The organism is Bifidobacterium sp. VU/mBH4 (B4) (assembly GCF_058199535.1).
In genome coordinates this window covers 308,374-332,029 of the sequence record NZ_JBVPQJ010000002.1, presented here as the reverse complement: position 1 = coordinate 332,029, position 23,656 = coordinate 308,374, and the positions used below count along the sequence as shown (strand labels likewise).

The 23,656-nt window shown below is 61.7% G+C and carries 21 protein-coding genes and 1 tRNA gene; 20 read left to right on the top strand and 2 right to left on the bottom strand.

The annotated features are described in order from the left end of the window. Positions 1–62 precede the first annotated feature (62 nt). The 11 genes from AC0AII_RS04625 (at position 63) to AC0AII_RS04575 (ending at position 11,416) form a co-directional block, all read left to right on the top strand. The gene (locus AC0AII_RS04625; RefSeq protein WP_490446294.1) at positions 63–728 is read left to right on the top strand and encodes a ComEA family DNA-binding protein; all 666 of its coding nucleotides are present in this window, start codon (positions 63–65) and stop codon (positions 726–728) included. Positions 729–1,207: 479 nt separating this feature from the next. Further along, entirely contained in the window at positions 1,208–2,674 is a 1,467-nt protein-coding gene (locus AC0AII_RS04620; protein ID WP_490446293.1) for a ComEC/Rec2 family competence protein, read from the top strand. Between the two features lie 28 nt (positions 2,675–2,702). Then, positions 2,703–3,680, top strand: coding sequence for a DNA polymerase III subunit delta (gene holA / locus AC0AII_RS04615; RefSeq protein WP_490446292.1), 978 nt, complete (start codon positions 2,703–2,705; stop codon positions 3,678–3,680). After that, positions 3,677–4,279 (top strand): tRNA (adenosine(37)-N6)-threonylcarbamoyltransferase complex ATPase subunit type 1 TsaE, encoded by a 603-nt coding sequence (gene tsaE, locus AC0AII_RS04610; RefSeq protein WP_490446291.1) that lies wholly within the window; start codon positions 3,677–3,679, stop codon positions 4,277–4,279. The genes holA and tsaE overlap by 4 nt, the downstream gene beginning before the upstream one ends. Next, on the top strand, positions 4,276–5,064 hold the full coding sequence (gene tsaB, locus AC0AII_RS04605; RefSeq protein WP_490446290.1) for a tRNA (adenosine(37)-N6)-threonylcarbamoyltransferase complex dimerization subunit type 1 TsaB: 789 nt from the start codon (positions 4,276–4,278) through the stop codon (positions 5,062–5,064). Before tsaE ends, tsaB begins: the two co-directional genes overlap by 4 nt. Continuing rightward, entirely contained in the window at positions 5,061–5,573 is a 513-nt protein-coding gene (gene rimI / locus AC0AII_RS04600) for a ribosomal protein S18-alanine N-acetyltransferase (RefSeq protein ID WP_490446289.1), read from the top strand. Before tsaB ends, rimI begins: the two co-directional genes overlap by 4 nt. Then, positions 5,566–6,609: a tRNA (adenosine(37)-N6)-threonylcarbamoyltransferase complex transferase subunit TsaD gene (gene tsaD / locus AC0AII_RS04595; protein WP_490446288.1), complete on the top strand. Its 1,044-nt coding sequence runs from the start codon at positions 5,566–5,568 to the stop codon at positions 6,607–6,609. Before rimI ends, tsaD begins: the two co-directional genes overlap by 8 nt. A 78-nt stretch (positions 6,610–6,687) precedes the next feature. Continuing rightward, positions 6,688–6,760, top strand: a tRNA-Asn gene (locus AC0AII_RS04590). A gap of 314 nt (positions 6,761–7,074) precedes the next feature. Next, entirely contained in the window at positions 7,075–8,610 is a 1,536-nt protein-coding gene (arfA, locus tag AC0AII_RS04585) for an arabinosylfuranosidase ArfA (RefSeq protein WP_490446287.1), read from the top strand. A 193-nt stretch (positions 8,611–8,803) separates the two neighbouring features. Further along, positions 8,804–9,469, top strand: coding sequence for a M23 family metallopeptidase (locus AC0AII_RS04580; RefSeq protein WP_490446286.1), 666 nt, complete (start codon positions 8,804–8,806; stop codon positions 9,467–9,469). A gap of 120 nt (positions 9,470–9,589) precedes the next feature. After that, a complete protein-coding gene (locus AC0AII_RS04575) occupies positions 9,590–11,416 on the top strand; it encodes an AMP-dependent synthetase/ligase (protein WP_490446305.1) in 1,827 nt (608 codons plus the stop codon). On the opposite strand, the gene AC0AII_RS04570 is transcribed toward AC0AII_RS04575, so the two are convergent. Further along, complete coding sequence (locus AC0AII_RS04570; RefSeq protein WP_490446304.1) at positions 11,386–12,906, bottom strand: type 1 periplasmic-binding domain-containing protein; 1,521 nt, start codon at positions 12,904–12,906, stop codon at positions 11,386–11,388. The genes AC0AII_RS04575 and AC0AII_RS04570 overlap by 31 nt on opposite strands. Before the next feature lie 269 nt (positions 12,907–13,175). Continuing rightward, positions 13,176–14,435: an NADP-dependent isocitrate dehydrogenase gene (locus AC0AII_RS04565; protein WP_490446285.1), complete on the bottom strand. Its 1,260-nt coding sequence runs from the start codon at positions 14,433–14,435 to the stop codon at positions 13,176–13,178. A 163-nt stretch (positions 14,436–14,598) separates the two neighbouring features. Here AC0AII_RS04565 and AC0AII_RS04560 point away from each other — a divergent pair, with 163 nt between their 5' ends. The 9 genes from AC0AII_RS04560 (at position 14,599) to AC0AII_RS04520 (ending at position 23,622) form a co-directional block, all read left to right on the top strand. Beyond that, entirely contained in the window at positions 14,599–15,723 is a 1,125-nt protein-coding gene (locus AC0AII_RS04560) for a GuaB3 family IMP dehydrogenase-related protein (RefSeq protein ID WP_198200655.1), read from the top strand. Between the two features lie 199 nt (positions 15,724–15,922). Further along, the gene (locus AC0AII_RS04555; protein WP_490446284.1) at positions 15,923–16,477 is read left to right on the top strand and encodes a hypothetical protein; all 555 of its coding nucleotides are present in this window, start codon (positions 15,923–15,925) and stop codon (positions 16,475–16,477) included. Between the two features lie 38 nt (positions 16,478–16,515). Beyond that, positions 16,516–18,498, top strand: coding sequence for an AMP-dependent synthetase/ligase (locus tag AC0AII_RS04550; protein WP_490446283.1), 1,983 nt, complete (start codon positions 16,516–16,518; stop codon positions 18,496–18,498). 3 nt (positions 18,499–18,501) lie between these two features. Next, on the top strand, positions 18,502–18,984 hold the full coding sequence (locus tag AC0AII_RS04545; RefSeq protein WP_015021747.1) for a peptide deformylase: 483 nt from the start codon (positions 18,502–18,504) through the stop codon (positions 18,982–18,984). A gap of 225 nt (positions 18,985–19,209) precedes the next feature. Then, complete coding sequence (rpsB, locus tag AC0AII_RS04540) at positions 19,210–20,079, top strand: 30S ribosomal protein S2 (RefSeq protein WP_490446282.1); 870 nt, start codon at positions 19,210–19,212, stop codon at positions 20,077–20,079. A gap of 26 nt (positions 20,080–20,105) precedes the next feature. Continuing rightward, positions 20,106–20,960 (top strand): translation elongation factor Ts, encoded by an 855-nt coding sequence (gene tsf / locus AC0AII_RS04535; protein ID WP_490446281.1) that lies wholly within the window; start codon positions 20,106–20,108, stop codon positions 20,958–20,960. Between the two features lie 222 nt (positions 20,961–21,182). Continuing rightward, the gene (gene pyrH / locus AC0AII_RS04530) at positions 21,183–21,938 is read left to right on the top strand and encodes a UMP kinase (RefSeq protein WP_101432299.1); all 756 of its coding nucleotides are present in this window, start codon (positions 21,183–21,185) and stop codon (positions 21,936–21,938) included. Between the two features lie 114 nt (positions 21,939–22,052). Next, on the top strand, positions 22,053–22,607 hold the full coding sequence (frr, locus tag AC0AII_RS04525) for a ribosome recycling factor (RefSeq protein WP_045924363.1): 555 nt from the start codon (positions 22,053–22,055) through the stop codon (positions 22,605–22,607). Positions 22,608–22,632: 25 nt separating this feature from the next. After that, positions 22,633–23,622, top strand: a complete 990-nt coding sequence (locus AC0AII_RS04520) for a phosphatidate cytidylyltransferase (RefSeq protein WP_313839212.1) — start codon at positions 22,633–22,635, stop codon at positions 23,620–23,622. The last annotated feature ends 34 nt before the right edge of the window (positions 23,623–23,656 follow it).

Sequence of the window (23,656 nt, the reverse complement as noted above, 5' to 3'; positions counted from 1 at the left end):
ACCTTCGACCACATAGCCCCTCGACCTCATATCGGGGGGCTTTTTCATGACAGGCTGGGCCCATGAGCATCAACATCACCCAGCCGCCGGCGCCGCCCCTGCAGGCTCTGGCCCTGAATCAGTCAAGTCGGTCGGAGCGATCGGCTGAAGACATGGCCGAATCACAGATTCGACGTGATCGACCCGTCTGGTCGTTTACGCCGCTTCAGGCCTTGACAGCCATTCTTATTCTGGTAGTTGCCCTTGCGGTCAGCCTGACCCTGCTGGCCCAGCAGGAACGGGCGCTGGCTGCAGGAGCAGCAATCGACGGATCCGGGGGCATGTCATCGACTCCGGCAAACGGCGATGCCCACAGTGCTGCACACCGCAGCAAGCACCGCTCAGGAAGCGATCGTAGCCGGAACACCCATGGTGACGAAGGCAGCGAACATACCAATGCGGCATCAGATTCCGCTCAGGATGGCGAAAGGGCAGACAATGCCTCTGCTGCTCCGGTCTCCGATGCATCCGCGGGAACAGCGGATCAGACCGGACGCGTGAATCTCAATAGCGCCAGCCAAGCGGATCTGGAGAATGTCAAGGGGATTGGACCGGTCACGGCAACAAAAATACTGGAGCATCGGCGTGCTATCGGCGGTCGCTACGCCTCGGTCGATCAGCTGCTGGATGTCCCCGGCATCGGTGCCAAGACCCTGGCCCGATTGCGCCCATATCTGGTGGCGCAATGATGGCCGGCCGGGCAGGAGATCGTCCTGCTGCTGATCGAGCAAACGGCAATCGCAATCTTCGTATGCTCCCCGCTGCTTGTCTGGCCTGGGCGGTTGCCCTGCTGGTCCCCTGGCTTCTGGACCGCAGCATGGGTGGATCCGTGGCCGGATCAGCCAAAAGCGGCGGCTGGTCCAAGACGGCAGGGGAGTCCAGAGGTGGCATAGCTGGTGGGGGCACGGGCATGTCGGTCTGGTTGATGCCGCTTGTCTTGGCGCTTCCATTACTCATAGCTATGGTCCTGCTTGCCTTCAAACTCGTTTGCTTGGTCGCTGCAGAGAACTCCGATTGCAAGGGTCAGGTATTGCGTCACCCCTCTCGCTCATACCCACGAAACCGCCTGCCCCAAGGTTGTGAGTCTCCGTGTATCCCCACCGTGCCGACCTTGGCATCCACTTGGTTTGGTCCTCGGAAACTGCCGACCTTGGCTGTCTTGGCTGCGGTGGCTCTGACTGCATCATTGGCCGCCGCAGTTGGTCATGAGTCAGCGCGCAGCTGGCCGGCAGCCCGGCAGATACGTCAGGGCAAAGCGCTGGCCGAGATTCGTGGCCGGGCTGTGGGCCCTATGAGTGCATCCTCTCGGCGAGGCTGGGACTGTCAGGCGGAGATCAGACTGCAATGGGTGACTGTGGCCGGAGTGCGCATGCCTTCCGATGAGCGCATCATGTTCTTCGCCCGCAGCCGGTCATGCCTGCTGCAACAGGGAGGGCAGTATCGTGCGAGAGGCCTGTTGGAGCCCCCTGCTTACGGCCGTCCTATTCCCTGGTTGGCTGTGGAAGACGGCACGAAACAGGTCGAGCCGCCAGGCCCTTGTAGACGGTTGATCGCCCGTATGCAAAGGGCCTTTCTCGAACAGACCAGCAGACTGGACGATCAGGGACGGATCCTGGTGCCGGGTTTGACCATGGGCATTCTGGGCAACCAGGCCCTGCCCGGGTCGGGTGGCTCCCTGGGCAGGCCGGCAGTGGAGCCCGCCTATGCCACCCGTCTGACCCAGGACTTCCGGACATCGGGCATCCTGCACCTGATGGCGGTCTCTGGCGGGCACTTCATGATCCTGGCCTCGCTGTTGGTCAGGATCATGCGAGCCCTGCGCTCGCCGCCCTTGCTGATGGCCTTGGTTTTGTCCGCCACTTATCTGGGTTTGGGCATGCTGATGGTCCCAGGTGATTCAGTTCTGCGAGCTCAGGCCATGGGGCTTCTTTCGGCCTTGGCTCTGGCTGCCTGCCGGCCTGCCCAGTCATTGAACACGCTGTCCTGGTGTGTCCTGCTGGTGCTGATCCTGCGACCTTCCATGGCTGCCAGCTTCGGCTTCGCGCTCTCTTGTGGAGCCGTGCTGGGCATCGGCCTGGGTAACCGGCGGTTGGCGGCCCTTCTCGAAGATCATCTTCCGACATTTTTGGCACGTCCATTGGCCACGACCCTGTGCGCCCAGGTCGGAACCCTGCCCGTGCAGGTGCTGATGAGTCCCGGGTTGCCTCTCCTGGCTCCACTGGCCAACCTGCTGGTCACTCCTGTGGTCGACGCTGCCACAGTGACTGGCCTACTGGCTCTGCTCACCTCCTGGCTCTGGCCTCCAGTGGGTCTGTTCCTGGCCCGACTGACCTCCCTGGGTACCGGAGTCATGGCTTTTGCCGCCAGGTGGCTGGGCGAAGCGGCTGCTCCGGCGGCCTGGCCACCGGGACCGGTCGGTAGCGCCTGCCTGGTTGGTCTGGGTCTCATGGCCGTGATCGATCATCGGCTGATTCGATTCATCCGTGCTCTGGAGCGAGACCATTCATGGCCGGCTGTGACAGGGGTGAATTCCGAGGTTCCCTTCCGGCCGTCCGCTTGGGTGTCAATCAAGGGCTGGCTACGGCAGACCTATGGCCTTCTAGCCCGGCTGGTCTTCAAAAATGACCGAGGGTAATGTCCAGCGATGAAGGGAGATTTGAGTCATGACCAAAGCTCAGCAGGAGAACCCTTCCGTCCATCTGGTGGTCGGCGGCGATCCCTTCCTCAACGCCCAGCGTTTCAAGGAGCTGTGCGCGCAGGCATGCGCCGCTCACCCGGACAGCGAATACATCGAGCTGGATGCGGCGGACTGCGACGCTTACGCCTTTCAGGAGGCGGTCGGACCCTCCCTGCTCAGTCAGACGGCCGTGGTTTGTCTGGATGATCTGCAGGCGGCTGATGAAGCCCTGAGCCAGGCCTTGATCGATTTCTGCCGCGAGAGCGCAGAGGACGAATCCAGTATCGTCATCGCACGTCATGACGGAGGCAACCGGGGCCGCAGGCTCCTGGACCAAATGGCGCGGGTCGGAGCTGTCACGGAGCGGATGCCGGATCTGAAGAAGTTCGACGACAAGATCGACTTCGTCTATGGGCGTTTCAAAGCCCATCAGCGCCGTATCCAGCCACGGGCTGCCCAGCGCCTGGTGGATGTTCTGGGCGAGCGCACTCCGGAACTGGCTGCCATGTGCTCCCAGCTCTGCTTCGATTTTGACCAGGATTCCATGACCTTGGAGATCGTCAACCGTTATCTGACCGATAACCCGGCTGTATCCGGATTCGCGGTGGCGGACAGGGCCCTTGCTGGCAGGCCGGCCCAAGCCGTCGTCGCTCTGCGTACGGCTCTGGAGCAGGGCAACGAACCAGTCTCCCTGATTGGCGTACTGGCCCTGAAGCTGCGGACGCTAGCCAAGGAGGCGGCCATCGAGTCGGGATCCATTACCACAGCCGAGGCCAAGGCCGCCTACTGGCAGTTGCGGGAGGCCAAGAGACAGCTGCATGGATGGACCTCCTCCGGCCTGGCGTCCTGCATCGAGGCCTTGGCCCAGGCTGATGAGATCAGCAAGACCAGCAGCGGCGACGCCCGCTATGCGCTGGAACGGGCAGTCGAGCTGATCGCCGCCAAGGGAAGGACATGGGCATGAGCTTGCAGGACAGTGCCGGGCAACAGGATGGATTTGAACTGGCTGTGCCCACAGGCGAGGACATGCAAGGCCTGGGCAGAAACCTGGCCTCGTGTCTGCAAGGCGGGGACGTGATCCTCCTGTCCGGGCCTCTGGGAGCGGGCAAGACCACGCTGGCCCAGGGGCTGGGCGACGGACTCGGAGTGGACGGCCCTGTGGTCTCGCCCACGTTCACCATCGCAAGAGAACTGCATGGCCACCTGTCCAATGGCTCGCCGGTTACCCTGATCCACGTGGATGCCTACCGGCTGGGCGGACAGGGCTATCTTCCTGGCGAGGATGCCGTGGATCGGCTCCTGGACGAGCTGGAGTCCCTTGGTCTGGATGAGGAATTGGAAGATCCTGGCCAAAGGACCATCATTCTGATGGAATGGGGCGAGCAGATGGCCTCTGCCTTGGCCGATCAACGTCTGGAAGTGACCATCGACCGGCACGTGGATCCCCGGGAAGATCCTGAGGCGCCACCCAGCTCCCAGGGTCAGCGTATGGTACGTCTGCGTGGAGTGGGTCCGTCATGGGCCAAGAGAATGGATCAGCTGAGAAAGGCGATGACGGCATGAGCGGGACCGATACGTCCCTTTTGGTGATCGATACCTCCTATGGCTCGACTGTGGGGCTGCCAGGGCGTGAGCCGTGCATCGAGACCGACTCGCGCTCGCACGTAGAACGCCTCCAGGTCAATATCGCCAAGGTCATGGATCAGGCTGGGCTGTCTGCAGACGATCTGCGGACCATCGTGGTGGGACTGGGGCCTGCGCCTTTCACCGGTCTGCGGGCAGGCATCGTCACCGCCAAAGCCCTGGCGTTTGCCACGGGTGCCCGTCTGCTGGGACAAGACATCCTGGAGCCGCAGGCCCGCTATGCCTACAGCAGGTTCAAACGGCAGGGCCAAGACCATGCACGGCTTCTGGTCCTGGCTGTCAACGATGCTCGGCGGCGGCAGCTCTACTACCGTCTCTTTGACGACTTCGGTGGCGCCGAGGCTCCGGCCCGGCCGCTGACCGACATGAGCATCGACTATCCAGCGGCTATCGGTGAGAAGATCGCGGCCATCGCGGAAGAGCGGGAGTCGGTGGATCAGGGTCCTGTCGCTCTGGTCATTAGCGGCCATGGAGCCGGCCGCTATGCCGACCAGTGGGAGCGTCTGGATCAGCATTCCGATATACGGGTGATGCTGGACGAAGGATCCTTCCTGGAGGATCGGACACGGGGGACAGGCCTGATGGCTGCTTGCGCTAGCATACGTGCCCAGCATGGGCTGATCGACCCGGTGGAGCCCCTGTATCTTCGCCGTCCGGACGTCTCCGTGCCTAATCCGCTTAAACATGTGGCAGTCCAATCATGATTCGCGGTGCGGTCTTGGAGGACCTGGACCGGTTGGTCGATCTGGAGTCGCGCGTCTTCGGCGACCAGGCCTGGAGCCGGCAGGAATTGCAGTTCGAGTTGTCTGCGCTTTCACGCACCTACCTGGTATGGGAAGACCAGGATGCCATCCTGGGCTACGGAGGCTACTGGTCGGGCGAAAGGGATGCCGAGCTGATGACCCTCGGGGTTTTGCCTGAAGCCCGGCATCGGGGCATTGCAGGATCTCTGCTGGCCAGGATAATTACCGGAGCCGATCGCGAGGGTCTGCAACGCATGAACCTGAAGGTCCGCGTAGACAACCCTGCGGCCATCGACCTCTACGAGAAATTTGGCTTCTCACAGACGGGTCTATGCAAGGGCTACTATCAGCCTGAAGACGTGGACGCCTGGGCTATGACCAGGCCTTTGCGCTCGGTTGGGCCGGGTCCGGTGGGTTTTGTCAGCAACAAGCCTTCGAAAGGACAGGAAAGGATCATTGACCATGAGTGAGCCCCTGGTGCTAGGCATCGAATCCACCTGCGACGAGACCGCTGCCGCCCTGGTCCAGGGCAACCGGCTGCTGTCCAACGTGGTCGCATCCTCCATGAACGAGCACGCCCGCTACGGCGGCGTCATACCTGAGATCGCCTCGCGGGCACACGCTGAGTCCTTTGTACCGGTCGTCTCCAAGGCCATGAAGGATGCGGATATGGACCTGTCCCAGGTGGATGCCATAGCGGTCTCGGCTGGTCCTGGACTGGCTGGATGCCTGGCTGTAGGCGTTTCCGGTGCCAAGGCGCTGGCTTGGGCGGCGAAAAAGCCCTTGTATGGCATCAACCACGTCATAGGACACATAGCGGTCACCCAGCTCCAGTTCGGCCCCTTCCCTCAGAATGCCCTGGCTCTGATCGTCTCCGGCGGCCACACCTCACTGCTGCATGTCGATGATCTGGCGCGATCGGTCCAAGTGGTGGGCACCACCTTGGACGACGCGGCGGGGGAGTGCTTCGACAAGATCGCACGTCTGCTCGGCTTCCCCTATCCGGGCGGCCCCCACATCGACCGCCACGCCCGGTTGGGCGACCCCCACGCCATCGCCGTGCCCCAGGGATTGACCAAGGGCCGGGCCGGAGCCGAGCATCCTTATGATTTCAGCTTCTCCGGAGTCAAGACCGCCGTGGCTCGATGGGTCGAACGCAGACAGCAGGCCGGACTCGATATTCCCGTGGATGATGTCTGCGCCTCCTTGGCTGATTCCGTGGCCACCGTCCTGTCCCGCAAGGCCATGGCCGCCTGCCACAGGTTCGACACGGATACCCTGATTGTCGGCGGCGGGTTCTCAGCCAACTCGCAGCTACGCGGCAAGCTCCAGGAGTTCGGCGACCAGGAGAGCGTCAAGGTCCGCATTCCGAAGATCAACCTGTGCACGGACAACGGCGCCATGGTGGCCATGCTGGGCGTCAACCTGGTCCAGGCCGGACTGCCCCCCTCTGCTCCTGACTTCTCCATCGATTCGGCCATGCCCATGGACAGGATTCTCATGTGATCGACACGCCAAGTTGTCGTATACGAGAGTCCTGACTATAGTATGGTAATTGTGTTCAGCGAGAGTTGAACGGGACATTCCCGCATAGCTCAGTTGGCAGAGCGTTCGACTGTTAATCGAAATGTCGCTGGTTCAAGCCCAGCTGCGGGAGCTCTCAGCCGCCGGTTCTCCGGCGGTTTTTTTCATTTGTATTGTGCGATCAATGCAACGAATGCAAGACCCGTTGCCCCAAGCGCTCTTGGTTGCTGTATGTACAGATATCAGAATGATCATTTGATTGAATTGCTGTTCAAAATGAATGATTAGGCAGCCGTTCGTTTAACACCAGGTGGTCCCTTTTCGAGATTGTGCAAAGCTGCAGCTGAGTGCTTTGCAGAATACACAACGTTGTACCATTCAGATGATCCATACTTCCAACATGAACGAGAAGTATGGACGACAAAGTCAGAACGAGGGAGTCAGACAGTGGCGCAAGGGCAGCAAACTCGCAGGAGCAGGGCACAGTTCAATGTGGATGAGGAGCAGGTGTCCACGTCCATTGACGATCGACTCTTCGGATCTTTCGTGGAACACTTGGGCCGGGGCATCTATTCGGGCATCTATGAGCCGGGCCATCCGACAGCAGACGAGCAGGGTTTTCGCGGCGACGTCATGAATTTGGTCAAGGAATTGGGCGTGACCACCATCCGATACCCGGGCGGCAACTTCGTCTCAGGCTATCGCTGGGAAGATGGGGTGGGTCCACGCGAAAGCCGTCCTCGTCGCCTCGACCTTGCCTGGCACTCCAGCGAAAACAACGAGTTCGGCCTGCATGAGATGAGCGATTGGCTGGACAAGCTGGGTGGCAACGAGCTCATGGAAGCCGTCAACCTAGGCACCAGGGGCATGCAGGAGGCCTTGGACCTGCTCGAATACTGCAATGTGCCATCTGGTACCGAGTTGTCGGAACGGCGGCGTGCCAACGGCCATGATCGTCCCTTCGACATCAGGATGTGGTGCCTGGGCAACGAAATGGACGGCGACTGGCAGATCGGCCACAAGAGTGCACAGGAATACGCCGATCTGGCCAACCGGACGGCTGTGGCCATGCGGATGATCGATCCGGGCTTGGATTTGGTCGTATGCGGATCTTCTTCGCACACCATGCCCACTTTCGGTCTCTGGGAGCATACCGTCCTGGAGCGCTGCTTCGACAATGTGAACTTCCTCTCATGCCATGCCTATTACGCGCCCAAGGATGGAGACATGGGCAGCTTTCTGGCTTCCGGTGTGGGCATGGACAGTTTCATCACTGATGTGACGGCCATCATCGCCGCCTCGCGTGCCCGGCTGGGCAGTGATCATCAGGTTTTCATCTCCTGCGATGAGTGGAATGTCTGGTACCAGGATGAAAAGGCCAGCAAATCGCCCGAAGGCATCGGCAATTGGCCTCTAGGCGCGCCGCTTTTGGAGGATGTCTATTCGGTGGCAGATGCCGTGGTGGTGGGTGACCTGCTGATCACATTGCTCAGGCATGCTGACGTCGTTCATGCGGCCAGCCTGGCCCAGCTGGTCAACGTTATTGCCCCCATCATGACCGAGTCCGGCGGCCCGGCCTGGAGGCAGACCATTTTCTATCCCTTCGCCCTGACTGCCCGTTATGCGCGGGGTGCCCGTGTACTCAAGAGCCTGCAAAGCGGCGACACCTATGAGACCTCTCGCTATGGTCAGGTGCCCATGACTGATTCTGTGGCCGTTAGAGGTGCCGACGGTTCCCTAAGCGTATTTGCAGTCAACCGTAGTCTTGAGCGTGCCGTTGATTTTAGCATCGTGCTGCCTGAACAGGATCGACATCGGAAGGTGGCGGTCAGCACCCTGCACGAGGATGACCCGTTGGTTCGCAACACCCTTGAACATCAGGAACGGGTCGTCATGCACGCCAGACAAGACTTCAAGATGGAAGAAAATGTCATCAACCTTCAACTGCCTCCCATCTCTTGGACGCTCATTCATTTGGCTTAGAGGGCAAGAAGGCATCTTGGCTGGGAATCCTTTCGAGGACTCTCGAGTAGCGTGTCTTGACAATCCATCTGAGTGTGGACGACTACATATTCGACCACATGCCTCCTATTAGTCCGCAAGGCTTTGGCATTAAGTCCATCATGATGGTGGACGCTCAATCGGGCATCCGTGATGACGGAATGAAGGTGCGATTATGGCCTGTGCGCGTGACCATAAGAAGAAGGGCATCCAGAGGGTTACCGGCCGGATGCCTGACATGCCTTCCGGCTGTCGGCCTCCCTGGTTTCCCAGGACCCTGCTGGCACTGATGCTGGCCCTGGTCCTGTCGGCCGCGGGGCCTACGGCAACCGTCGCGGCTCAGCCTGCGCCGACCCTGCCTTCGGCTGCAGCTCCGGCGCAGAATGGTCGGGTTACCTCATCGACCTCAGCCTGTCGCCGGGGCTGGCTGTGGCCCCTTGAACCTCTGCCTGGCGACAAGGCTGTTCCGCAGGTTATGCGTCCCTTCGATCCTCCGGATCATCCATGGCTGAGCGGTCATCGCGGGATTGATCTGGCAGTGCAACAAGGCAGGCGCATCCGGGCCCCAGCAGACGGTGTCATCACTTTCACCGGTTCTGTAGCAGGCAAGGACGTGGTCTCCATTCGTCACGGCAAACTGACCTCCACCTATGAGCCGGCGAAGAGCTCTTTGCCTGCGGGAACCCGGTTGCAGGCAGGCACAGTCTGGGGAAAGGTAGATGGGGTCTCTGACCATTGTGACCAAGATTGCCTGCACTGGGGGCTGAAAGATGGTCATAACCACTATCTGGATCCAGGCGCTAAAGTCGGACGGCATCGCATTCGTCTCAAGCCTCTATAGGAGTGCAGGGGTCCGCCTGCAAGACTCGCGCGTCTGCAGACCAGGTATATCGCAGGCCCGGGGAAGCGGTTAGAATCGTAAAGCATAACGCCGTTTCAGCAGGGAGTGGTCATGCAGAACATGCAGCAAGAATTTACGCGTCCGCTTGAGAAGCCCATAGACGCCGATGCCGGTGTCTTCTCCCTGCTTGAGGACAGGGTGAAGCGCCTGGGCGACGATCCTCTGATCGAATACCGGAGCGGACGCGAGTGGAACACGATAACGGCCCGGGAGTTTCGCGACCGTGTGGTCGCGCTGGCCAAGGGGCTTATGGCTCGAGGGGTTGGCCGGGGGGATTCGGTGGCCATCGTCTCGCACACCCGATGGGAATGGACCGCCCTGGACATGGCCATCCTGGCTATCGGAGCCGTGACGGTGCCGGTCTACGAGACGGACTCCCCCGATCAGATTCGGCGCATCTTCAACGACTCCCATGTCGGCATGGCCTTTCTGGAGGATGACGACATGAGGGCCCGAGTGGATGCGGTTCGCTCCCAGTGTGCCTATCTGAACGACTTGTATGTGATCACCAGGGGAGCGCTGACCACCATGACCGCCTACGGACGGGCGGTGGACCAGGCGGATTTCCAAGCCCGTGCCGACTCGGTGCAGGGCTCCGACTTGGCCACCATCGTCTACACCTCAGGCTCCACGGGCAAGCCCAAGGGCATAGAACTCAGCCATAGCAACATCGTCTTCACCGTCCGTTCGGGTGTCCAGGCCGTCCCTGGCATCTGCCTGGGCGAGGGCAGACGGCTTCTGCTCTGCCTGCCCCTGGCCCACGCTTTCGCCCGTTGTCTGCAGTTCTTCGCCATCGCCACGGATCTCACGCTGGGGCTTACCGGGTCCATCCGCAATCTGTTGCAGGACATGCAGACCTTCAAACCCACTTTCATCCTGGCTGTGCCGCGGATCTTCGAGAAGATTTACAACGCGGCCTCCCAGCGGGCCGGAACAGGTGCCAGGGGCAGGATTTTCCTGGATGCCGCAGGGGTGGCCAGGCAGTGGTCTCGTCATCAGCAGACCGGAAGCCGGGTTCCCATGTCGCTGAAGACCAAGCACCTCATGTATACGGGCACCGTTTACGATCCCATCCTGGAGGCCTTGGGCGGCCGGGTCCGGTATGCCATTTCGGGCGGCGCTCCTCTGGACAGGGACATCGCGGACTTCTTCAACGGCATAGGTCTGCCCCTGCTGGAGGGCTACGGCATGACCGAGACCATGGGTCCGGTGACGGTCAACCCCACCAAAGGCTACCGTCTGGGCACCATCGGCCTGCCCATGCCCGGCATCACCGTGGGCATTGACCAGGAGGGCCAGCTGTGTGTCAAGGGCCCCGATGTCTGCATGGGCTACCACAACCATCCAGAAATCACCACCAGGCAGATTCGCGAGGGCTGGCTGATGACCGGCGATCTGGGCAGTCTGGACGAAGACGGATTCGTGCGGTTGACTGGCCGGCGCAAGGAGATCATCATCACCGCAGGGGGTAAGAACATTTCGCCGTCGCTGCTGGAAACAGCCGTTGAACGTTCGCCCATCATCAGCCATTGCATGGTCATCGGGGACCGCAGGCCTTTCATTTCAGCCCTGATCACCCTCAATCTCGAGGAGGTCAACAAGTGGTTGCGGGATCAGGGTGCTGAACCCTTGGACGATGCCGCTTCGGCTGGGGAGAACCCCATCATCCGCACGGAGATCGATCGTGCAGTAGACGCGGCCAATGCTCAGGTCTCCCGGGCCGAGGGCATCCGCCGCTATCTGATTCTGGATCAGGACTTCACTCGTGAAAACGGATTGCTGACCGCGTCATACAAGCCCCGCCGTCAGGAGGTTCTCAAGCGGTATGAGGACCGGATCGAGCAAGAGATCTATGCTCAAAGACCCGCGTCGGCTGGCTTGATGTAGCCTGTATCGATCAGCGCCGCCTTGAGGTTGGAGGCCGAAACCGCAACCAAGGGTCTTGATAGGCGGCGCAGTTGCTTGCCGTCCTGGTTGACGGTCTGGATCGTATCCATGACTGGCACCTTGCCCTGGCTGTTGAGTCCGACACAGGCCTTGGCAATATCAGCCGCAAGCCCCAGTCTGTCCTCCAGGCCAGTCATCCACTGCCGTCCGTCCACGATTTGAGGGATGTTGTCTACGTAGGCGCCGTATCCGCTGATGATGGGCCAGGCAGCGTGGTCGTCCGAGGGTGTGGAATCCTGAGCCCTGCCCGTACCCTGTGAAGGATCCGCCTGCGACCCCGTCGGATTCTGTGCCGTAGGGCTATGAGCGGGTTTGGGCACGCGCTTCCGGTGCAGATCCTGGCGACCGACCATGGATCCCACAATGCCTGATATTGAGATCTCTGGGTTGACGTCCGCTGAAGAACCCCGATATCCCAGATCCCCGAGCTCAGAGACCACACCGGAAACAATGAAGTCGTTCATGGCCAGAATGCCGTCCACCTCAGTGTGCGTCTTGGCGCCATCGTTCGTGGCCAGGCGGGTCGCCAGCTCTTTGCCGGTAGCCGAGGCGTCCTTGCCTGGATCAAAGGCGATCGCCTGCCAGTCCTTCTCGGTGCTGTCTGCCGTCAGGAGCCCCGAGGGGCTGACAGCCCGTCCATCTTTGAAATAGGGCCCCAGCACCTGCCAGATGCCAGCGAAAGCCTGGGCGGGGAAGGAATTCTGCTCGGCCTGGCCGGTGTCAACGCCCTTGTCAGCAGGGGATGCATCGGATAATGCATCAGCTGTCCGGTTCGGCAGCAGAATCTCGATGCGGCAGGGGTTGTCCTTGCTGGCCTTGTCCAGCTCCAGCTTGCTGGCCAGCTTGTCCGCCTGCATCTGACCGATGGCCCGTGCGTCAGACAATTGCACGAACAGATCCGGTTGGATGCCCGGCACCTGGTTGGCCAGCAGGACCACATGCATGCCCGCGCCCGCAGCCAGCCGCAGAGACGAGACCAGACGTGCGCGCGCCTTGTCTTTGGCATCGGCATCCAAAGACTTGCTGATATAGTCGCCATACTGGCGGGTGATGGAATCCGGCGAGGTCATGGGTGCCACCACCAGTGTGGTCGGCTCTGAAGTCTTCCCGGCCTTGCGCTCCGAAAGGCGGTTGACCAGGTAATCCTGCAGCTCCTTGCTTTGATCCTCCAGATTCCCGCTGGTGTAGGCATCGATGTGTTTATCGGAAAGGTGCTCCTTGGCCAGAGCCGCCTTGAGCTCAGGAACCAGCGCGGCCCACTTGTTGATGGGCGTGTGCTGGGAGAGGGTGATGCCGTCGGAGGGAGTGAAAATGGCCACCCGACCGGGAACTTCAGCGGCCGGGGTGGTTCCCTGGCTCTGTGAGGCGCTCGGAGACTGTTGTCCACTGCCTGAGGCCGGACCACCGCAAGCAGCAGCCGAGGCTACCATGGCCAGGCCTGCCAGCAGGGCCAGCAAGCTGGACAAACGCCGTGCAAAGCCGGTCTTCTTCACGTTCGCTCCTTCATTCCGACAAAGCCCGACTCTGGCCGGGTCCCGAGCAACCATTCTATGGGCTCTCGGGCAGGAGCGTATGAAGGGTCGATGTTTCGCGTACACGGTCCTCGCCGATGGGACTGACAGTGCAGGCGGATCTGAGGAGATTCACCGCCTGCAATAACCGTCTGCAATGGCAGGAGATAGTAGTTTTGTCCGATCTGCTAGTCTGCTTTGGCCGTCTTGCGCCCCCTGGTCTCTGCAGCACCTGAAGCCATACGCTCGGCAAGTGCATGGTCCAAGGCGTCCATGAACCCGTCGGTGTCCAGCCAAGGCTGATCAGGACCTACCAGACTGGCAAGATCCTTGGTCATGCGACCGGCGCGCACGGTCTCGATGACTACGGATTCCAGTGTTTGCGCGAACTCGGCCACTTTGGGTGTGTCATCCAGCCGCGCTCGCTGCTTGAGCCCTCCGGTCCAGGCGAAAATGGAAGCGATCGGGTTGGTGGAGGTGGTTTCCCCCTTGAGCCAGCGCCGGTAATGCCTGGTCACGGTCCCATGGGCGGCCTCGGCCTCTACCGTCTGCCCGTCGGCCGTCATCAGCATGGAGGTCATGAGGCCCAGGGATCCGAACCCTTGAGCAATTGCATCTGACTGGACATCGCCGTCGTAGTTCTTGCAGGCCCAGACATAGCCGCCCTGCCACTTGAGCGAGGAGGCCACCATGTCGTCGATCAGCCGATGCTGGTAGGTCAGCCCCTCTTGCTCGAACCGACTCTGGTACTCCTGCTCATAGACCTGGGCGAAAATATCCTTGAACCGGCCGTCGTAGGCCTTGAGGATGGTGTTCTTGGTGCTCAGGTAGACCGGATAGTGCCTCTGCAGGGCATAGTTGAAGCAGGAGCGAGCGAAGTCGCGGATGGAGTCGTCAAGGTTGAACTGGACCTGGGCCACGCCTGGACCTGGGTAGACGGTCACCTCGCGGGTCACCGGGTCGCTCCCGTCTTCAGGGGTGAAGACGACGCTCAGCTTTCCCGGCCCCGGAACAGTGAAATCAGTAGCCTGGTATTGGTCGCCGAAGGCATGGCGCGCCACCACGATGGGCTTGGACCATCCGGGAACCAGCCTGGGGATGTTGTCGATGACGATGGGCTCACGGAAGATGGTTCCGCCAAGAATGTTGCGGATGGTGCCGTTGGGCGACTTCCACATGCGTTTGAGACCGAATTCCTGCACCCTGGCCTCGTCAGGGGTAATAGTGGCGCACTTGACGCCCACATGCTCGCGCTGAATGGCCTGGGCCGCCTGCACGGTGACCTTGTCGTCGGTGGCGTCCCTGTTGCGGATGCCCAGATCGTAATAGTCCAGGTCCACATCCAGATAGGGCAGAATCAGCCGTTCCTTGATCATTTTCCAGATGACCCGGGTCATCTCGTCACCGTCGAGCTCGACGATGCGTCCCTTCACGGCGATCTTCTCCATGGCGGCCTCCTAACAGTGGGCGGGTCGGGGGCCGGATCCTGCTCCCGGTGCCGCAGTTGCGCTCGCGAACAGTTCTATCCCAAGTTTGTTACTCTCTGTTCCCCTGCTCGTAACCCGTTCGTAGCAAGCCGGAGCGTCATCATGAGGCGCTAGGCTGGCAGACATGACACAGGAAATCGAAATCGGTCTCGGCAAGAAGGCCACGGTGGCCTACACGCTCGATGATGTCTCCATACTCCCTTCCAGAAGGACCCGGGATCCCCAGGATGTCTCCACGGCCTGGCAGGTGGATGCCTACGAGTTCGACCTGCCTCTGCTGGCGGCGCCCATGGACTCGGTGACCAGCCCTGAGACGGCCATTGCCCTGGGACGATTGGGCGGACTGGGTGTGCTGGACCTGGAGGGGCTGTGGACCCGATACGAGGATCCGCGCCCCCAGCTGGACCGGATAGCCCATGCCTCGCCAGAGCAGGCGACCGGGGTCATTCAGGAGGCCTACCGGGAGCCGGTCAAGGCGGAGCTGATCACCCGCCGTCTGCAGGAGATTCGCAAGGCCGGGGTCACGGTGGCCGGAGCCCTGTCCCCTCAGCGCACCCAGGAGTTCTATACCACGGTGGTCGATGCGGGTGTGGACCTCTTTGTGATCCGAGGAACGGCGGTCTCGGCCGAACATGTCTCCACCAGCCATGAGCCCTTGAATTTGAAGAAGTTCATCTACGACCTGGACGTGCCGGTCATCGTCGGCGGGGCCGCCACCTACCAGGCTGCCCTGCATCTGATGCGCACCGGTGCTGCCGGGGTGCTGGTCGGATTCGGCGGGGGAGCCTCCTCCACTGACTCCGCCACCGTCGGAATTCAAGCCCCGATGGCCACGGCCATCTCGGATGTAGCCGAGGCGCGTCGTGACTACTTGGACGAGTCCGGTGGACGCTACGTTCAGGTTATCGCCGACGGGGAGACTGGCACCTCGGGTTCCTTTGTCAAGGCCTTGGCCATGGGGGCCGACGCGGTCATGCTGGGCACGCCCCTGGCCAAGGCCACGGAGGCTCCAGGCCAGGGCATGCACTGGGGGGCCGAGGCCCATCATCCTGATCTGCCTAGGGGTCGCAGGGTCCAGGTCGGTCAAGTGGGGAGCTTGGAGCGCATACTCTTCGGTCCCAGCGACCGCACCGATGGCAGTCTGAATCTGATCGGGGCCCTGCGCCGGGCCATGGCTTCCACCGGTTATGTGGATGTCAAGAACTTCCAGAAGTGCCGTGTGGCAGTGACCCCCGCCCCCCGCTGCTGAGCAGAATAAGGCATTCACGGTTCAGTTATCCACAATCCGCATCAAGGCCGGTTCAGGTTGACCACATTCCTGAACTGGCCTTTACAATCCCTCGGTGCATTCCTACTCTGGACGTAATCGCTGTCGTTGCGTCGGTTGCCCAGTGCGCCTCGCCGGCATGGGAGGGGGGACAAGCACATCGGAGTGCGAGGAGAGAAGTATGACGGAGTATATGGATCTGGCGCCGGTCTGGGATCACGATCGAGCAAACGAGGAGTCGACAGGGCAGGAGATCGGCGGCTGGTGGCCGTCAACCTGTATGCAGGTGCCGCTGGGGCTCGGCGACATCAATTTGACCGTGCGAACGGTCAACTTCATTCGGCCGGGGGATGCTGCCGGACATGAGGGTCTGTCGGCGGATCTCAAGCGTATTCTTGTCAATCTGTGCGCCTTAGCATCCAGGGTCTTCGATGTGTTGCGGGGTCGTTTGCCTATGAAGAACCTGGACCGTGTGCTTACCCGCGTCTGCATGGAACGATTGGCCCTGTTGGCCCAGTTGCTGCGGGATCGGCATCTGGGCATGGTCCGCACTGCGGATCATGCCGGCATGACTTACCTGCCGCTAATTCCTAAACTGGTCGAGATCTACCGCGTAGATCGCGACCGGTACGAAACCACCATCGGATTTCTGGTCGGCGAGCGCACTGTGCTGACCAACCTGATCGTCGCCAGAAGCGGTTCGCGCTGGGTCTGTGTGCGCTTCGACATGGGCTAGGCGGCGGCTTTGGCGGGTTGACCCATATGATGGTGGGTATGTTGCGTGAATATACGGTCGAGCTTCAACACCCGACGACGGACAAGGACACCATCTATTCACTCCTGGCAAAACGCACCGCCCGCGACCCTGAGGAGCTGGTTGCCCAGTGGCAGGATCCCATGACCAGAAACTGGCACGATGTCAAGGCCGGGCAGATGTCCGCACGGGTTCGCGCCGTGGCCAAGGGCATGATGGCTCTGGGCGTGGAAAAGGGCAGCACCGTGGTCATCTATGCCTCCACCAGCTACGACTGGGGGGTCACGGACTTCGCCTGCGCCGCCATCGGTGCGGTCTCGGTGCCCATCTACGAGACCGACTCGCCCACCCAGGCCCAGAAGATCGTTCAGGACGTGGACTGCGTCCTGGCCTTCGCCGGCGACTCAGAGCATGCGCAGATCCTGGAGCAGGTCCGGGGATCCTCGCCCAAGCTCAAGTACGTCTTCAATTTCGAAGCCGGGGGCCTGAACGCAGTCAGTGAATTCGGTCAGGGAATCGAAGACGAGCGCCTGGATCAGGCCATTGCCCAGGTCAAAGCCGACGATCTGGCCACCATCGTCTACACTTCTGGCTCAACTGGGGAGCCCAAGGGTGCCATGCTCTCCAACCGGAATTTTGTCCACATCGTCTTCGTGGGCTGGGATGTGCTCTACCATATGTTGGCAGCACCCTCCCGCCTGATGCTCTTCCTGCCCCTGGCCCACTGCTTCGCCCGTTACATCCAGTACGTGGCCATCGGCGCCCAGGGCGTGGTCGGATACGTCTCCAACGCCAAGCACCTGCTGACTGATCTGCGCACCTTCCGGCCCACCTATCTGCTGGGCGTGCCCCGCGTCTTCGAGAAGGTCTACAACGCCGCCTCGCAGAAGGCCGGTACAGGTCTGGCCGGCAAGGTCTTCGCCAAGGCCACCAAGCACTTCATCAAGTGGTCCAAGGACGAGCAGGAGGGGAGCGGCCATTCGCTCCTGACCCGCCTGGCCCACGCCTTTTACACCAAGACCGTCGGCAACACGATCGAGTCCGCCCTGGGCTCCAACCTGAGTTACCTGGCCTGCGGCGGCGCGCCCATGAATGCCGACCTGGCCCACTTCTTCAACGGGATCGACGGGATCACCTTCATTCAGGGCTATGGGATGACCGAGACGGCGGCCCCCTGCATCGTCAACTTCGAAGATGCCAACGAGGTCGGCTCGGTCGGCCGACCTGGCTCGGGCATCACGGTCAGGCTGAGCGACGACGATGAGCTCCTGGTCAAGGGCCCCAGCGTCTTCATGGGCTACTACCACCAGCCCGAGCTGGATTCCACCGTGCTCGACAAGGACGGCTGGCTGCACACCGGCGACCTGGCCCAGATCGACGACCAGGGTTTCGTCTTCATCACCGGCCGCAAGAAGGACGTCATCATCACCGCTGGCGGCAAGAACGTGAGCCCGGCTCCTCTGGAGGATGTCATCAGCACCTGCCCCATAGTCTCCCAGGCCGTGGTCGTGGGCGACGGCAGGCCCTTCGTGGGCGCCCTGGTCACCCTGGATGCCGGCATGCTCAAGTCCTGGCTGACCTCCCAGGGCCTGGACGCTGACATGAGCATGGAGCAGGCCAGCCATAACGATGCCATCCATGCCTTCATCCAGCAATATGTGGACAAGGCCAACTGCAACGTCTCACGGGCCGAGTCGGTGCGCAAGTTCCTGGTGCTGGACAAGGACTTCAGCCAGGAGGACGGCACCCTGACCCCCAGCCTGAAGGTCGTGCGGCCCGAGGTGCTCAGCCAGTACGCTGAACTCGTGGACAAGGTCCTCTATGCGCCCAGGACGCCCGCCAAGACCGCCGCCAAAGAGAACGACATCGTAAGCAGGGCACGGACCACCATGAGCGATTCCCTGGCCAGCATGACCGGACGCAAGCGTGATGGCCACCAGGAGGAGCAAACAGACCAAGAGGACGAGAAGGACGGCCGTGACGGCCGGAATGACGAGGAGTAAGCAGTGGCGATTCGTACAATCAGAGTGGTTCCCGATCCGGTTTTGCGCACCCCCTGCGATCCTGTGACCAGCATCACCCCGGCTGTGCGCAGTCTGGTCCGTGACCTGGTGGACACCGTCGACGACCCGGGCAGGGCAGGCTTGTCGGCCAACCAGATCGGGGTGGGCCTGCGCGTCTTCTCGTACAATATTGGCGGCAAGGTGGGCTACATCATCAATCCGGTCATCGACAAGACCTCCGGCGAGCAGTATGGCGAGGAGGGATGCCTGTCCCTGCCCAACCTCTGGTATCCGACCAGGCGGGCCGACTACGCCCGAGCCCACGGCATCGACTTGGACGGCAAAACAGTGACCCTCGAGGGTCATGGCATCATGGGACGGATGATCCAGCACGAGTGCGATCACCTGGACGGCCATGTCTATGTGGATCGGCTGGAGAGCGACGTTCGCCGCAAGGCCATGCAGCAGCTGAGATCAGCCAGGTAGGCAGAGGGCGAACATGATACCCGAGGTCATTGGCCTTGGGTATCATGGTAATTCGGCGTGTCATTGCGCAGGTCCGCTGTCACGGGTGGGCAGGCGCGCCAAGAGTATTCCCGAACACACGCCGCAAATTCGCGCCATGTCCGCGACGTCCTGTGTCGGTCGGCTCCTCGGAGTTGCACGCAGGTGCACATGGCCAGGCAATAACCGACAATGAAAGGTACGGACATGGCACAGATCACCATGAGCGAAATGCTGAAGGCCGGCGTCCACTTCGGACACCAGACCCGTCGTTGGAACCCCAAGATGAAGCAGTACATCCTGATGGAGCGCAACGGCATCCACATCATCAACCTCTTCAAGTCGCTCGGTCTGATCGACCAGGCCTATGACTTCATCAAGCAGACCGTCGCCCACAACGGCACCGTGCTCTTCGTGGGGACCAAGAAGCAGGCCCAGGAGGCCATCAAGGCCCAGGCCACCCGGGTGAACATGCCCTACGTCTCCGAGCGCTGGCTGGGCGGCATGCTGACCAACTTCCAGACCGTGACCAAGCGGGTCGGCCGCTTGAAGGAGCTGGAGGAGATGGACTTCGACGACGTGCACGGCTCGGGGCTGACCAAGAAGGAGCTGCTGCTCCTGCGGCGCGAGAAGGACAAGCTGGAGCGCCAGCTGGGCGGCATCCGCAACATGAACCGCACCCCCTCGGCCCTGTTCGTAGTCGACATCAACAAGGAGGCCCTGGCGGTCTCCGAGGCCAACAAGCTGGGTATCCCGGTCGTGGCCCTGGTGGACACCAACACGGATCCCGAACTTGTCACCTACCCAATTCCCGCCAACGATGATGCCATCCGTGGCGTCGAGCTGCTGACTCGGCTCATGGCCGATGCCGTGGCCGACGGTCTGCTGGAGCGTTCCGGCAAGGCCGCCAAGACCGAGGAGGCCTCCGACCAGCCCATGGCCGAGTGGGAGAAGAACCTGCTGGAGAACAAGGACGGACAGCCGCAGGAGCAGGCCCAGGAAGCAGCCCAGGCCCCCCAGGCCGAGCAGCCTGCGCAAGAGCAGCAGGAGACCCCCGCTGCCGATCAGGCCGCCTGAACCTGGCATCTAGATAGGAGAGTTTTATGGCAAAAATCACCGCTGCACTGATCAAGGAGCTGCGTGACCAGACCGGCGCCGGCATGATGGACGTCAAGAAGGCCCTGACCGAGGCCGAGGGCGACATGGCCCGCGCCAAGGAGATCATCCGCGCCACCGGCATCCAGGCCGCAGGAGCACGTGAAGGACGCAAGGCCCAGGAGGGCCTGATCGCCTCCACCGTCGTCGAGGGCGGACAGGGCCAGATCGGCTATGCCGTCGAGCTCAACTCCGAGACCGACTTCGTGGCCAAGACCCCTCAGTTCGTCGAGTTCGGCCAGGAGGTCATCGACGACGTGGCCAAGGCTGATGCCTCCAACGCCGAGCAGGTCGATGCCGCTCCATCCAAGTCCGGCACCGTCAAGGAGACCGTTGAAGAGGCCGGCGCGCTCTTCCATGAGCACGTCAAGGTCGGCCAGGTGGCCCGGGTCGAAGGTCCCCGTGTGGAGATCTACGCCCACCGTAAGTCCGTGGAGATGCCCCCCTCCATCGTGGCCATGATCGCCACTGATGAGGCCGGCGCCCAGGTCGCCCATGAGGTGGCCCTGCAGATTTCCGCCATGAGCCCCAAGTGGCTCAGCCGCGAGGATGTGCCCACCGACGTGGTGGAGTCCGAGCGCCGCGTGGCCACCGAGAAGTCCCAGGCCGAAGGCAAGCCCGAGAAGATCATCCCCAAGATCGTCGAGGGGCGGCTGAACGCCTTCTTCAAGGAGACCGTCCTGCTGGAGCAGCAGTACGTCAAGGACACCTCCAAGACCATTGGCGACCTCTTCAAGCAGGCTGGCGGCAAGGCTCTGGCCTTCGCCCGTCTCGAGGTCGGCAAGGGCGACGAGGAGGAGTAGCCCAGCAATGTACTTGAGTTGCCTGGCCTGATCCTGCCTGAGGGATAGGCAGGCGACCCGCATTGATGGCAATTGACAGTAGGGGAGTGGCTTTCGTGGCCGCTCCCCTTCTTTCGTCCTGGGCCTATCACCTCAGCCTGCTCGAGGAGGGGTTGTCGCCCAGCCCCGGTACCCTATTAGCGGCGTATTCCGCCTGTCATCATGTTTGGAGAAAGGGCTTTTATGACCGGATCCGATTCAGCGCAAAACCCAGCATCGCCTCGTCGTGTGCTGCTCAAGCTCTCCGGAGAGGCCTTCGGGGGAGGCGAAGTCGGCATCGATGTGCAGGTGGTCAAGCGGGTGGCCAAGGAGATCGTTCAGGCGGTGCAGAGCGGCGTGCAGGTGGCCATCGTGGTAGGCGGCGGCAACTTCTTCCGCGGAGCCGAGCTCAGCCAGGCCGGAATCGAACGCTCGCGCGGCGACTACATGGGCATGCTGGGCACGGTCATGAACTGCCTGGCCCTGCAAGACTTCCTGGAGCAGGATGGGCAGGCCACCAGGGTGCAGACAGCCATCACCATGGGCCAGGTTGCCGAGCCCTACATCCCGCTTAAGGCCATCCGTCACCTGGAAAAGGGACGTGTGGTCATCTTCGGCGCCGGATCCGGCATGCCGTACTTCTCCACCGACACGGTCTCCATCCAGCGGGCCCTGGAGATTCATTGCGTCGAGGTCCTCATGGGCAAGAACGGCGTGGACGGCGTGTACACGGCTGATCCGCACAAGCAGGCTTCCGCGCGCATGTTCACCAACCTGAGCTACCAGCGTGCTCTGGTGGACAATCTGGCTGTTATGGATGCGGCAGCCCTGTCCATGGCCCGGGACAACGACATGCCCATTCGCGTCTTCGGACTGGAGGGCGAAGGCAACGTGACCGAAGCGCTCAAGGGCCAGCGCCTGGGCACCCTGGTCCACGGCGGTCCTGATCGTACCCTGTGACCGATTGCGGGCACACCCCGCGCCGCTTGGCCCCCGTGGCCCCATGGCCGTAGAGTATAAGAATGACGGACCTCGCGCGCACAGGCGGATGGTCCATACAGCAAGGAGCAGATCATGACCACAGTGGTGGACCAGGCCGGAAGGCAGATGGACAAGAGCATCGAGGCGACCAAGGAGAACTTCTCGGGAATCAGGACCGGGCGTGCCAACCCCTCCTTCCTCAACGACATCATGGTGGAGTATTACGGCACACCCACACCCATCAAGTCCTTGGCATCCATCGGCGTCCCAGAGCCCCGCACCCTGGCCGTCACACCCTTTGACCCCTCCCAGGCGGGCGCAGTCGAGAAGGCCATCCGCGATTCCGACCTGGGCGTCAACCCCAGCCGTGACGGCAACGTCATCAGGGTGACCATGCCCGAGCTGACCGAGGAGCGCCGACGGGACTACGTCAAGCTGGCCAAGACCAAGGCCGAGGAGGGCAAGGTGGCCGTCCGCAACATTCGCCGCAAGGTCAAGGAGGAGCTGGAGTCCAAGGTCAAGGATGGCGACCTGGGCGAGGATGAGGGCAACCGGCTGCAGAAGGAGCTGGAGACCGTCACCAAGCAGAAGAACGACATGATCGACCAGCTCCTGGATGCCAAGGAGAAGGAGATCCTCGAGGTCTGATCCGCCTGGGGAGGATCCACACTTCATGAGTACTAAGGAAAGCTCTGCCGAGAAGGCGGGTCAGGATGCCGTCGCAACCCTGAACAAGCGAACCGGGCGCAACATGCCGCAGGCGGTGGCCACTGGCGCGCTTCTGGTGGTCATCATCCTGGCCTGCATCCTGGTGCGCATCGACGCATTCATCTATCTGATCGTGATCTTCATGACCCTGGGGCTCTGGGAGCTCAGGGTGGACTTTGCCACAGCGGGCCTGCATATACCGGTGGTCGAGCTCTGGATCTGCTCGGCGGCCACCATGCTGGCCTCCTTCTACGCACCGGATCACGTGGCGGTCATGACCGCCGGTGTTCTGGTCACTGCCCTGGTCGGGGCTCTTGCGGCCACACGCAACCATCGCCTGGGCGGTCGGCTGGTCAAGGCGGTGAACGCCAAGCTGTCGGGCAAGGACGCACAGACCATGGCCGATGCCTCCTACGGCACTGCAGAAGGGGAGAGCCGATCAAGCAGCCTGGCCAATGTGGGCGTCACCCTGCTGACTGTTGTCTACATCACCCTCCTGGCCTGTCTGATAACCCTGCCCACCACCTTCGGCGGGCATCCTGCAGCACATGCCTTCATGGTGATTTTCCTGCCTGCCTTAAGTGACATCGGCGGCCTTCTCTTCGGCTCCCTCTTCGGCAAGCACAAGATCGCGCCCCGCATCTCTCCCGGCAAGTCGTTGGAAGGGTTGGCAGGCTCCATGCTCTGCTGCCTGGTTGGCGCTTTGGTCATCTTCGCGGCCACCTATCCCATGGCGGATTGGGGACGGATCTGGTGGGTCGCCCTGCTCATGGGCATCATGGTCGGAGCCACAGGCACCCTCGGAGATCTGAGCGCATCCTTGATCAAACGCGATCTGGGGATCAAGGACATGGGTCACCTGCTCAAGGGCCACGGCGGGGTGCTGGACAGGGTGGATTCCATTCTCATGTCCGCACCGTTCATCACACTGGTCCTTTTGATCACCGGCCTGTGACCGGGATTGATGGTCGGATAACTGATACTGGATG